12 protein-coding genes are annotated in these 12,507 nt (G+C 67.3%); all 12 read right to left on the minus strand.

Going from position 1 to position 12,507, the window contains the following annotated elements; genetic code table 11:
• Positions 1-12: 12 nt before the first annotated feature.
• On the minus strand, positions 13-786 hold the full coding sequence (locus AC20117_RS12215; protein WP_074699502.1) for an SDR family oxidoreductase: 774 nt from the start codon (positions 784-786) through the stop codon (positions 13-15).
• Complete coding sequence (locus AC20117_RS12220; RefSeq protein WP_074699501.1) at positions 786-1,682, minus strand: dihydrodipicolinate synthase family protein; 897 nt, start codon at positions 1,680-1,682, stop codon at positions 786-788. The genes AC20117_RS12215 and AC20117_RS12220 overlap by 1 nt, the downstream gene beginning before the upstream one ends.
• Positions 1,679-2,905 (minus strand): L-2-hydroxyglutarate dehydrogenase, encoded by a 1,227-nt coding sequence (gene lhgO / locus AC20117_RS12225; RefSeq protein WP_074699500.1) that lies wholly within the window; start codon positions 2,903-2,905, stop codon positions 1,679-1,681. The genes AC20117_RS12220 and lhgO overlap by 4 nt, the downstream gene beginning before the upstream one ends.
• Positions 2,902-4,155, minus strand: a complete 1,254-nt coding sequence (locus AC20117_RS12230; protein ID WP_074699499.1) for an MFS transporter — start codon at positions 4,153-4,155, stop codon at positions 2,902-2,904. The genes lhgO and AC20117_RS12230 overlap by 4 nt, the downstream gene beginning before the upstream one ends.
• Positions 4,152-6,269, minus strand: a complete 2,118-nt coding sequence (locus tag AC20117_RS12235; protein ID WP_074699498.1) for a TRAP transporter permease — start codon at positions 6,267-6,269, stop codon at positions 4,152-4,154. Before AC20117_RS12235 ends, AC20117_RS12230 begins: the two co-directional genes overlap by 4 nt.
• Positions 6,266-6,787 (minus strand): hypothetical protein, encoded by a 522-nt coding sequence (locus AC20117_RS12240; RefSeq protein WP_074699497.1) that lies wholly within the window; start codon positions 6,785-6,787, stop codon positions 6,266-6,268. Before AC20117_RS12240 ends, AC20117_RS12235 begins: the two co-directional genes overlap by 4 nt.
• Positions 6,788-6,793: 6 nt before the next feature.
• A complete protein-coding gene (locus AC20117_RS12245) occupies positions 6,794-7,807 on the minus strand; it encodes a TAXI family TRAP transporter solute-binding subunit (protein WP_074699496.1) in 1,014 nt (337 codons plus the stop codon).
• Positions 7,808-7,845: 38 nt separating this feature from the next.
• Complete coding sequence (locus AC20117_RS12250) at positions 7,846-8,424, minus strand: carboxymuconolactone decarboxylase family protein (protein ID WP_083339582.1); 579 nt, start codon at positions 8,422-8,424, stop codon at positions 7,846-7,848.
• Positions 8,417-9,145, minus strand: coding sequence for an SDR family NAD(P)-dependent oxidoreductase (locus AC20117_RS12255; protein WP_074699494.1), 729 nt, complete (start codon positions 9,143-9,145; stop codon positions 8,417-8,419). Before AC20117_RS12255 ends, AC20117_RS12250 begins: the two co-directional genes overlap by 8 nt.
• A gap of 224 nt (positions 9,146-9,369) precedes the next feature.
• Positions 9,370-10,032 (minus strand): GntR family transcriptional regulator, encoded by a 663-nt coding sequence (locus AC20117_RS12260; RefSeq protein WP_074699493.1) that lies wholly within the window; start codon positions 10,030-10,032, stop codon positions 9,370-9,372.
• Positions 10,033-10,154: 122 nt separating this feature from the next.
• Positions 10,155-11,030, minus strand: coding sequence for a 3-hydroxyacyl-CoA dehydrogenase family protein (locus AC20117_RS12265; RefSeq protein ID WP_074702979.1), 876 nt, complete (start codon positions 11,028-11,030; stop codon positions 10,155-10,157).
• A gap of 7 nt (positions 11,031-11,037) precedes the next feature.
• Entirely contained in the window at positions 11,038-12,507 is a 1,470-nt protein-coding gene (locus tag AC20117_RS12270; RefSeq protein ID WP_074699492.1) for an aldehyde dehydrogenase family protein, read from the minus strand.

The raw sequence follows: 12,507 nt of genomic DNA on the forward strand, positions 1-12,507 counted from the left end.
GGGTTCTCTTTTCTAGTAGGAGCGGACCAGGCCGCCGTCGCAGCGGATCTGCTCGCCGGTGACGTAGGCCGCGGGCGCACCGGCCAGGAAGGCGACGACGGCGGCGAATTCCTCCGGCTTGCCGTACCGGCCTGCGGGGATGGTTGCTTCGGAGGACTTGCGCGCTTCCGCGGGCGTGGCGCCCGTCCGCTTGGCGGCCGCGATGTCGAGAGAGGCCACCCGGTCCGTGTCGATGCGGCCGGGGAGCACCATGTTGACGGTAACTCCGTCCGCTGCCACTTCGGCGGCAAGGGTTTTGAGGTAGCCGGCAAGCCCGGCCCGGCCGATGTTGGACAGCGAGAGATTGGGCAGCGGGCTCTGCACGCCGCTGGATCCCACCGCCACAATCCGGCCCCAGCCACGCTGGCGCATGCCGGGCAGTACCAGATTGGTAAGGCGGATGTGCTGCAGCAGCAACTGGTGCACGGCGGCCAGTGCCTGCTCGTCCGTAATATCGGCGGCGCCGCCGGGCGGCGGACCGCCGCCGTTGAGTACCAGCACGTCGATGGGCCCGAACGCCTGTTCTGCCTGCTCGACCAACCTCGCAGGCGCGCCCTCTTCATTCAGGTCCATCCCGATTCCGACGGCGGAGGGCAGCTTGGCTGCCTCGGCCTGCACCGTTTCCTGGCGGCGGGCGGCGAGCACCACGTTGGCGCCTTCATTGGCCAGCGCCCGCGCGATGGCCAGTCCGATCCCGGCACTCGAACCCGGAATGAGTACGTTCTTTCCCTTGAGCCCGGTATCCATCAGAAAAGCTCCTTTACGGCGTCGAGGTGGGCATCGATCATGTCGGCCAGTTCCTGCGGCAAGGTCGGCGCCGGCGGCCGTACGAGCGCTTCGGCAATGATGCCGCGGCGCTTGAGGATCTCCTTGCGCAGGGCCAGGCCAATGCCCGGCTGGCCCTCGAAGTTCGCCAGCGGCAGCCAGGGCGCGAAGACCTCGCGGGCGGCGCGGAAGCCGCCGTCGGCGTGTGCCGTGATGGCCAGTTGCAGTGCCTCCGGGTGCGAGAAACCCGTCATGGCGCCGGCCGCCCCGGCGGCCAGTTCGTCGATAAGCCCGACGCCGCCGAGACCGCCGAAGACGGGAACGCCGGTGGCCCTGGTGAGCTGCGCGATGGCGGCCGCGGTCGGCGGTGCCTCGGACTTCACCGCCACAATGAAGGGGCACTGCGCCACGGTAGCCAGCACCTGCGCCGTGCTGATCTTCACGCCGGAAGCCGCGGGATAGTCCTGCAGCACGATGCCGGCGCCGGTGGCCTGATGGATGGCGTGCAGGTGTGCGCTCAGGGTCTCCGCATTGGGCGTGTTGACCTGCACCATGAGGCCGGCCAGATTTCCTCCCGCGGCGCCGATGGCGGTACGAGCCTGCTCGATCGCCACATTGGTGGTGCGGGCGGAAAGCCCGACGACGAGTGGCGTTCCTCCGGCTTCCTCGGCGACCGTTTGTACCGCGACTGCCTGCTCTGCTGTGTCGAGGGCCGCGCCTTCGCCGAACACGCCGAGCACCACCACGCCGGCGGCCGGGATGCGCGTGTAGAGCTGGACCTCGCGGCGCAGCGATTCGGTATCGACGGCGAACTCGGTTCCGGTGAAGGGGGTCGCGAGGACACCCCACAGGCCTCGGGCTAACGGAGTAGTGATCATGGGGTGGGACTGTCCTTTCGGTTAAGGGCCATGGAGACGATGTGTTCGGCGATCGCGAGGGAGGAGGTGGCAGCGGGGGAGGGGGCGTTGCGGACGCTCAGCACCGTCCCCTGGCGGGTGATCCGGAAGTCATCCACGAGCGAGCCGTCGCGGCCCAGTGCCTGGGCGCGGATGCCGGACGGGCCGGGAACGACGTCGTCGATTGTCAGTTCGGGAACATACTTGCGGGCTTCGGCGACGAACTTCCGCTTGCTCAGCGAGCCGATCATCTCCATCGCGCCGGTGCGCCAGTGCTGCTTGGCGAAGGCGCGGAAGCCGGGCCAGGCAAGGGTGTCGGCGAGATCGCGCGGGGAGACGGTGGTCCAGCCATAGCCTTCGCGGGCGAGGGCGAGGACCGCATTGGGCCCCACCATCACCTCACCGTCCACGCGCGGGGTCAGATGGACGCCGAGGAACGGATAGCGGGGATCGGGCACCGGGTAGACGAGGCCCTTCACCAGGTCCCGCTTCTCGGGACGCAGCAGATAGTACTCGCCGCGGAAGGGCACGATCTTGGGTTCATCATCGTCGCCGGCCAGTTTGGCCACGCGGTCGGCATGCAGGCCGGCGCAGACGATGACGGAATCAAACGCCTCGGTGGTTTCCGCTCCGTTGTGGCAGCCGGTCAGCACCGTTTCCAAGCCGCGGCGGGTGAGCGCGGTGACCTCGAAGGAGGTGCGGACGGTGCCACCGGCGGCGGTGACGTCGTCGGCGAGCGCGCGGGTGATCGCGCCGTAGTCCACAATCGCCGTGTGGGGTGAGTGGAGGCCGGAGGTGCCCTCCACATGGGGCTCGATCCCGCGGAGTTCGTCCCGGTCAATGATCCGGACGTCGGGGACGCCGTTGGCCTGCGCGCGGGCCATGATGTCGCCGAGCCGGGCTTCCTCGACGCTGTTCCGCGCCACGAGTACCTTGCCGCATTCGTCATAGTCCAGGCTGCGCTCGCCGCAGTACTCCTGCAGCAGTTCGACGCCCCGCCGGCACAGCCGGGCTTTCAGCGAACCCGGCGTGTAGTACAGCCCGGCATGTACCACGCCGCTGTTCCGGCCGGTCTGGTGCGCGGCCAGCGTGGGCTCCTTCTCGAGCACGGTGACCTGGGCTTCGGGCTCCACGGCCAGCAGCCGGCGGGCCACGGCCGCGCCTAAGATGCCGCCGCCGATTACTGCGTAACGGGTTCCTGTCATCGGGTTTCCTTCGGTGACGTTGACTTGAGTGTTGAGGTTGGGCTGACGGTTTTGCGGCGCAGGGTGAAGACCGGCATGCCTCGTGATTTGCGGATCAAGCGGCGCCCGATGCGGAATGTGATTGCCGCGGCCAAGGCGACCATCCCGGCCACAACCCAGGCGGTTGAATAGGAGGTCGCGCTGACGAGGAAGCCGAACAGCAGTGGGCCGACAGCAGAACCGAGCGAGAGGCCGGTCTGCACGGCGCCGGTGGCGGATGCTGCCGCCAGCCGGTTGTCGCGGACGACGGCGAAGTGCAGCAGTCCGGTCCACGTCCAGCCCGCGCCGAAGGCGAGCAGACTGCCGATGACGATCAGCGGGTGGGAGCCGACGCTCAGCAGCAGGTAGCCGAAGACACCGGCGACGAGCAGGTTCGCGATCAGGATGTAGGGGCTGCGGGTCGGCATGCGGTCCATAAGGGCGCCGAGGAAGACCCGGATCAACAGGCCCAGCAGCGCCGCTCCCGCAAAGAGGAGGCCTGCCGCGCTGGGCGAGATCCCGGCCTGCACGGACGAGTCCACGAGGAACACGCCCAGCGAGGTCGCGGCGGCCGCCGCGAGCCCGCCGGCCAGGGTGAGGACCACGAGTCCGGCACGCGGGGTGCCGCGGTCCTCCGGGTGCCCTGAAGCCTTGGCTGGACCTGTTGCGCCCTGTCCACGGGCGAGTGCCCAGACGGCGAGGGCCGCGGCCACAACCGCGCCGCAGAAGAACGCGTACCGCCAGCCCAGCACCAGTCCAATGGTCGGCACGGCCAGCCCGCCCAGAATCGACGCCGCCGGGATGGCCGACTGCTTGATGCCGAAGGCCAGGCCCAGCCGTTTGTCGCCGATGCTCCTGGAGATTCCGAGGTTCGCGGCAGGCTGGGCCATGGAGTTTGCCATGCCCCCGATGAAGAGCGCCGCCACCAGGATAGGGAACGACGGCGCCGCGCCGGCTCCTGCCAGCGCGAGGACCGCCAATCCGGCCGAGATCGCCATGCCCCGGCCGGCGCCCAGCCGCTGGACTACGCAGCCGAGCGGCCGGGCGAAGATGCCCGATACGGCAAACAGCGTGGCTGCCGCGATGCCCATCAGTGCCGGTCCCAGGTTCAGGTCGTCCCGGATCTGTACTGCCAGCGCGCCCAGGAGGAATGCGGGCAGCACGCCGGTAGTGGTGACGGAGACGGCCTGCAGCAGCGTGACGACTGGCCGTCCGGTCGGTGCAGCGGTCACGGTGTGCTGGCCGCCGCCGGTGCTGCGGGCTCGTCATGGGAGCGCCGCTTGATGCGGATGACGTGGAGCAGGAGCCCGACGGCGATGGCGCCTGCGCCGACGGCCAGGAACATGGGCTCCATGACCAGCAGCGGCAACGAGCCGAGACCGATCACCGCGCGCTCAAGCCAGTTCGCCGGGCCGATGATCCAGCCGCCGGTTGCCACGGCCAGCGCCGCAACCGCGGTCGCCGAAACAGCCAGGGCCAGCAGCACGGTACCGATGCCGCCCTGCATCAGCAGGCCGATCCCAGGTCCCGACAGCACGAAGATGAACGGGACGAGGAAGGCAGAGAGCGTGTAGCGCCAGGTCAGCCACATCGTCGGAATGGGCTTGCCGCCGGTGATGGCTGAGGCGGCGAACGGCGAGAGCGCGGTCGGCGGCGACACTTCGCTGAGCACGGAGTAGTAGAAGATGAACATGGCTGCGGCGAACGCGGGCACGCCGACATCCTGAAGCGCGGGGCCGATGATCACCCACGAGATGATGAAGCTAGCGGTGACCGGTACGGCCAGCCCGAGCAGGATCACCGAGATGGCGGAGAACAGCGCCGTCAGGAACAGGCTTCCGCCGGCAAAATCCACGATGATGTTCGCCAGTTTCAGGCCGAGGCCGGTCAGCGTCATGACACCGACAATCAGGCCGGCCGCCGCCATGACGGGGATGACGGACAGGGCGCCGGTGGCACCCGTTGCCAGGGCGTCCCAGATCCGCTTCGGGGTCATCCACGACTCGCGGTCGAAGAAGCTGAGTACAAAGGCGAGCATGGTCGCGTACACCACGGCCCGGAACGGGGTCATGCCCAGCGCCATGAACACGACAATCGCGATCAGGGAGCTGAAGTGGTAGCCGAAGCGCAGCAGCAGCTTGCCAACGGGCTTGGCATCGAAGTCGACCGCCTTGGTCTTGAACCGCCGGGCGTCCATCTCGATGGCCAGGATGATGCCGAGGTAGTACAGCAGGGTGGGAATGGTGGCCCAGATCAGCACTTCCAGGTAGGACACGTTCAGCAGGGCGGCGATGATGAAGGCCGCGGCGCCAAGGGTGGGAGGAGACATGATCGCACCGATGCCGGCCGCGGCCAGGACCGCACCGCCGTGCTCCTTGGGGTAGCCTGCCTTACGCAGCAGTGGCCAGGAGATGCCGCCGAGGGTGACCGTGGTGGCAACGCCGGAACCGGAAACGGTACCGAGGAGGAAACCCGCCAGGGTAACAGTACGTCCGGGGCCGGAACGGGACTGGCCGAAGGCCGAGAACGAAAGGTCGATGAAGAATTTCGTGGCTCCGGAGGCGCCGAGCACCGCACCGTAAATGGTGAAGAGGATGATGTAGGTGGCCGCGACGTCCGTGGGGACACCGAAGATGCCTTGCGTGCCCATCACGTTGTGGCCCACCAGACGGATCCAGCCGAACGCCGACGTCTGGAACGGGTCCGGGAAGTAAGGGCCGAAGTACGCGTAGGCAAAGAAGAACATCACCACGGCCGGTACGAGGATGCCCACGGTACGGCGGCACGCCTCAAGCACGAGCAGGATTGCGATCGTGCCCATGATCAGGTCGAGGTAGGTGGGAATGATGGCGCGCCGGAAGAAGGCATCCCAGTCGGAGATGATGTACAGGAAGGGAACGATCGCGACGATGGCGAGTACCCAGTCGACGATGTGCGGGTTATCCGCTCGGCCGCTTTCCTGCGCCTGGCTGGTCCTGCCCCATCCGCGGTAGACCAGGAAGGTCAGCGACAGGCCGAGCATCAGGAACGCCGGCAGGTAGAACTGCGTGGCCATGGGGTTGAACACCCAGTAGAGGGCGAACAGCGACAAGGAAACCCCGAGGACCTGGACCACCAGCTTGGGCTTGCCGCTCAGATGCCGCGCCGGCTTTTCGGCCTCGAATTCGGCGATCAGCGCCTCTTCGTCGATCGAATCGTTCCCGGGATCGTTTTGTGCTTTCACATTAAGCTCGCTGTTGGCTTCGTCGTTCGACTCATGCGGGTCCTCATGGTGCGCGTGCCGTGGATCTTCCGGCCGCGATGCACGCGCGGTCACGGCTCCGTTGCCGTCGGGTCGCTCGGTCATGGGTTCTCCTTGATATCTAGCACAACGTACGGGTTGTCATTCCCGACTAGCTCCCACAGGGCAAGCGGTGGCTGTTCCGGGACGTGGAGGGTGCGCTGTCCCAGGTCGGTGGCAGCAATGGAGAGCGTGTCGAATACCACCGGACGTGAGGGGTCCGGCGGCACCACATAGTTGCGGCGGTCGCCTGGGGCAGCGGACGCGGGGGCTCCGGGAACGCCGTAGTACTCCTCGAGAACCGCCAGCTGGTCAGCTGCGATCTCCATCAAACGGTAGGTGCCGTCCGGCTGCACCTTGTAGCGTTCCTCCGCGCGGGAATGGTAGATCGAGTTGCGGTAGCTCACCGCAAAGGAATCCGCGGCCAGCGGAACCCGGGCCAGCTCGCCGTCGTCGTTGCTGATCACCAGCGTGCGGCCGCTTTCGCCTTCTCCGGAGGAAAAGGCGAAAGCGGCGGCCGACACCGCTCCTAGTACGCCCAGGCACACTAGGACGGTAACCACGACGGCGAGCGGACGGCGCATGGGGTGCTAGCTTCCAGCCTGGTCGAAGTAGGTCTGGGAGCCGGGGCAGGTCTCGACGAAGGGCACGTCGCCGGCGGTGGCTGCATCAAGCTCCTCCGCGGCAGGGTGGACCTGGATAAGCTGTTCCTTGTTGTCGAAAATCGCAGCGGTGATGTTCTGCTGGAGCTGCTCGTCCATGGCAGCGGAGGCAACCAGGATGTTGGGCGAGGCCACCACGGGGATGGGCTCCGTCTGGCCTTCGTAGGTGTTGGCCGGGATTTCCTGCTCGACGTAGTACTTGCCGTACTCCTCCGCCATCGGCGCAGCGTATTCGCCGATCGGGAGGATCACCATGTCGCCGTCGGCAGCGAGGTCGATCAGGGCACCCGTGGGGAGGCCGCCTGACCAGAAGCCCGCGTCGATGGTGCCGTCGCGAAGGGCTGCCACGGTCTCGGCAACGCCGAGCTGGCGGCGGTCGATGTCCTTTTCCGGATCGAGGCCGGCCGCCTCCAAGGTGCGGATTGCACCGACCTCGGTTGCCGAACCCGGTGCACCGACGGAGACAACCTTGCCCTTCATATCTTCGACGCTCTGGATGCCGGTGCCCTCGACCGTTACCGGCTGCAGGAAGTTATTGTAAATATTGCCGAGCGAGCAGATGTCCAGGGGGTCGCCCTCGAAATCGCCGGTTCCTTCGACGGCGTCAGCGACGACGTCACCCACGGAGAAAGCAAGCTGCGCTGCGCCACTCTTGATCAGGAGCATGTTGTCCACGGAGGCGTTGGTCTCCTGGACGGTGGCGTCATAGCCCTCAACGTTTTCACGGATGACGGTCGCGAAACCGCCGCCCAGCGGGTAGTAGACGCCGCCGGTGCCGCCGGTGGCGATGGACAGCGTGCCGCCCTCGCCCGACTCTGCCCCGCCGCCTCCGCCGCCGCCCTCGGGGGCCGGGCTGCCGCAGGCGCCCAGGAACAAGGCCGGCGCCAGGATAGCGGCGGCGGCGAGGCGTGACCGGCGGACCTTCTTTGAGGTGCTGGGCATAGTGTTCTCCTTTTTGATGGTGATGGTGATGCGAGCGGTTACTGTGAAACAGGGTCGGCCGGGATTGGCGCGTCGGCCACGGCCAACAGTCCGGCGAGGGTCCGGTAGTAGCCCACGAGGACTGTCAGTTCGACGATTCCCTGGTGTCCCAGGTATTCGAGCGTCTGCGCGTGGACGGCGTCCGGGATGCTGGCCTCGCGGAGCAGTGCACCGGTGAACAGCAGCGCCGCCGATTCACAGCCGGACGCACTTTCGGGGAGGACTCCGGCGCGGAGCTGGTCTAGTTCGGCTGCCGTGACGCCCACGGCAAGGGCCACCCGGCTGTGCGCGTACCACTCGTACTCTGCCTCGAGGGCGACGGCGACGGCGCAGATCACGAGTTCGCGGGTTCGGTCCGGGAGCGTGCCGCCGAAACGGAGCGCAGCGCCGAGGGCCTGGACGGCGTTGCCGATGGCGGGAGAATGCAGAAGCGCATTGAACGGGCCGGCGAGGGCGCCGTCGTCGTACATAATCCGGAACGGGCCGTTGGCCCGCGGCGGTGCGGTGATCTCCTCGTAGAGCCGCCGCTGGCTCTGGTCCATCGAATCGGGCTGCAGCAGCGGGAGGCGGTTAGACAAGGGTGCGGCCTCCATCCACGTACATGACGTGCCCGGTAACAAACGACGCCTGGTCCGAGGCCAGGAAGAGAACAGGACCGGTGAGGTCCTCAACCGAGCCGAGGCGGCCGGCCGGGACCAGCGACGTGTAGTGTTCGCGCACGCCGGGCTTGTCCAGGTGCGTGCGGGTGAGGTCGGTTTCGGTGTAGCCGGGCGCGATGGCATTGACCGTGACGCCGGATGAGGCCCACTCGCGCGCCATGACCCTCAGCAGCTGGTTGATGCCGCCCTTGCTGCTGGCATAGGAGCCGTGGTCCGGGTGGGCCAGCAGGCCGGAAACAGATGAGCAATAAATCTGGCGGCCCCAGCCGGCGTCGACCATGTGCCGCCCGGCGGCCCGGCCGAGGCGGAAAGCGCTCGAAAGATTGACGTCAAGGACGTGGTCCCAGTCATCGTCGGTGGTGTCCAGGACCGGTACCCGGTGGTTGATGCCGACGGCGTGGACCAGAATGTCCAGCCCGCCGAGCTCCTCGACGACCTGGGCGACGGCATTCTCACAGCCAGTGGTGGTCGAGAAATCGGCGGCGACGGGATGGTCAAAGCCGGCCAACCGGGCTTCATCGAGATCGGCGACGGCGACTTTGGCGCCCGCAGCTGCGAAGGCTCTGGCGCAGGCAGTGCCGATGCCGCCGGCACCTGCGATCAGCACACGGCGGTTGGTCAGGCCAAGCCAGTTCTCCACGGAACGTTCCCCTCAAATCGGTGTCCTCGCGCATCACAGGACCGGGGTACCTCAGGTCACTATCAAAAGCGATGCGGCTCACACTTCGTTTGCTTCATTGGAGACTGTATCCAATTTAAGGTTATTTGTAACCCCTGTCACATAATCGTTACGTAGGGGGCCAACCGGAGTCAACGTTTGCGGGCCCATGCGGTTTCCTGGCACGGGCGGCGCGAAGCGGGCAGTTACTGCCGGCTCAGGAAGGCTTGCAACGCCTGGACGGCGTGGTCGCGATGCTTGTTGAGTTCGCTGACGAGGCGCTCGGCGTCCCGGGCGGCGAAGGCATCGATGATGAGGTTGTGCTCGTCCTCGACTCGCTGCCGGTTGGTCGGCGCACCGTAGTAGATGAAGCGGTAGGTGTCGGTCGCATCCCAGAGGACCTGGATCAGCCGCTCAAGCCGCGGCATCCCGGCAGCCGAGAAGAGGACGAAATGGAAGCGGCGGTTCGCTTCGGTCATCGGCAGGATGTCGGCCGCGGCGCTGGCGCGCTCTACTTCCCGGGCGGCTTCCTTCATTGCTTGCAAGTCGGATTCTCCCGCTCGTTCCACTGCGGCGTGGGCGGCTTCCGTTTCCAGTAGTTGGCGGATGCGGTACACCTCGAGCAGGTCTGCGAGGGACAACTGGGCGACCTTGTAGCCACGGTGGGGCTCGTAGACGATCTGCCCTTCACCCTCAAGGACCTTGAAGGCTTCGCGAAGCGGGACCCGGCTTACGCCCAGGCGGTGCGCGAGAGCATCCTGGCGCAGCGGTTCGCCGGCCTTAACCTCGCCGGCGATGATCATGCGACGCAGTTCCGCCAGCGCGAAGGCCTGGGCCGTGGGCGGACGCTTTGCGGACGTGCCGGACATCCATACCTCCCAATCATGCGTCACGGTTCCGTGTTCGACGACTCTAACCCAACACGGCATCCATAGTTTGCACGATAGTGAAGGCCCTTATCTGCAAGGTACGGGAAGTGCCGGTTGTTGGGTCAGGACTGGTAGTCGTACCAGCCGCGGCCGGATTTGCGGCCGAGGCGGCCTCGTGCGACGAGGTTGGTGATGGCGGGGTTGGGGCGGTCGGCGTCGTCGTTGGTTTCGGCGTAGGTGGCCTGGGCGATGAAGTCGATGACGTCGAGGCCGACCATGTCCATGAGTTCGAAGGGTCCCATGGGGTGGCCGAGGGCGGTTTTGGCGGTGGTGTCGATGTCTTCGAGGGTGGCGATGCCGGCGGCGTGGAGGGCGAGGGCTTCTTTCTGGATGGCGCCCATGAGCCGGTTGGCGACGAAGCCGGGGATTTCGCGGTTGATCAGGACGGGTTCCTTGCCGAAGCGCCGGGCCAGTTCGAGGGTGGTGTCCACGGTGGCCTGGGATGTTGCCTCGTTGCGCACGACTTCGACGCATTTCATCACGAGTGCGGGGTTGAAGAAGTGCATGTTGCAGACCTGTTGGGGCCGGCCGCTGGCTTCGGCTACCTTCGACGATCCGAGGGTGGAGGAGTTGGTGGCGAGGATGGCGTGGGCGGGTGTGAGTTCGCCGAGCTGGGTGAAGATGTGCTGTTTGAGTTCGAGTCGTTCGGTGGCGGCTTCGATGACGAAGTCGGCGGTTGCGGCCGCTGCGGCGAGGTCGGTGCTGAAGGTGAGCCGGCCGAGGGCTGCGTCGGCGTCCTCCTGGCTGGCGCGTCCCTTGGCGACGTTGGCCTGCATCCGTGACGTTAGCTGTTCCTTGGCGCGGGCGAGCATGTCTTCGGCGATGTCCTGGACGGTGACGCGGTAGCCGGCGAGGGCGGCGACCATGCCGATCTGCGAGCCCATGGCGCCGGAGCCGATGACCAGAATGTGCTTGATGTTCTCGATCGAGGGATTCATGCGTTCCTTAGACTCCGGCCGTTCCGCCACGAAGGTAGACGGTGGTGGTGTGGGTGAAGAATTCCTTGGCCGCGGTACCCTGTTCTTTGGGGCCGTAGCCGGACTTCTTCGCGCCGCCGAAGGGGACGTGCGGGTCGGCGCCGGCGGATTCGGAGTTCACGTGCAGGATGCCGACGTCCAGGTCGTCGATCGCGTCCAGCGCGCGGGTGACGTCCTGGGTGAACAGGGCGGCGGAGAGCCCGAACTCGCTGTCGTTGGCCAGCTCGAAGGCCTGCTCTACGGAGGCTGCGCGGCGTACGGCCAGCACGGGCCCGAAGAGCTCCTCGCGCCAGACATCGAGCTCCCGATCCGCGGGGATTTCCAGGATGGTCGGCGGGATGAAGTAACCGGAGGCGAGATCGCCGTCGTCGTACTTCTGCCCGCCGGCGATCAGCCGGGCGCCCTGGGCGAGCGCGGTGTCGATGCCGTCCCGGATGGACTTGCGGGCGCCGTCGTTGACCACCGGGCCCATCTGCACGGTTGGGTCGGCCGGGTCGCCGACCGCCAGCGCGTTGGCTCGTTCGGCCAGGGTGGCGAGGAATTCGTCGGCGATTGCCTCGGCCACGATCAGCCGCGAGGTGGCGGTGCATTTCTGCCCGGTGGAGCGGAACGCGCCGAGCATGACCTGTTCGGCGGCGAGTTCCAGGTCCGCGTCGGCGAGGACGACGGCGGCGTTCTTGCCGCCCATTTCCGCCTGCACCGAGACGCCCCGTCCCGCTGCCTCGGCGGCCAAACGGCGGCCCACGCCGGTGGAACCGGTGAAGGTCAGCCCGTCCAGCGCCGGATGCTCCACGATGGAGCTGCCCATCGAACCCGGCCCGATCAGCAGGTTCAGCACGCCAGCCGGCAGGCCCGCGGCCTCCAGCGCCTGGGCCAGCCGCAGCGCCAGCAGCGGCACGGTGCTCGCCGGCTTCCAGACCACGGTGTTGCCGTAGGCCAGGGCCGGCGCGATCTTCCATGCCGGAATGGCGATGGGGAAGTTGAACGGGGTGACCACGCCGACCACGCCGAGCGGCTTGCGCGTGATGAGGATCTTTTCGCCGCGCCGCGGGGAGGAGAAGATCTCCCCGGCGGTGCGGTCGCCGTCGTTCCCGTAGTAACGGAAGATCTGCGCCGCCCGCAGCACCTCGCCCCGGCCCTCGGCCCGCGTCTTGCCCTCCTCGCGGGCCAGCTCCAGCCCCCAGGCTTCCGCGTTCTGCTCAATAACGACGGCGGCGCGGAGCAGTACCGCGCCGCGCTCGTGTGCCGGGGTGCGTGCCCACTCGCGCTTGGCGGCCACGGCGGCGGTCATGGCCTGCTCCACTTCGGCCGGTCCGGCCTGCAATCCCTGCGCGACGACTTCGTCCGGTCGCGCCGGGTTGTAGCTGGTGATGGGGGAGCCGGTGCCGGGCACCCAGGCGCCGTCGATGTAGTGCTGAAGCTGTACCGGGGAGGTCAT

The organism is Arthrobacter crystallopoietes (genome assembly GCF_002849715.1).
Taxonomy (GTDB): Bacteria; Actinomycetota; Actinomycetes; order Actinomycetales; family Micrococcaceae; genus Crystallibacter; species Crystallibacter crystallopoietes.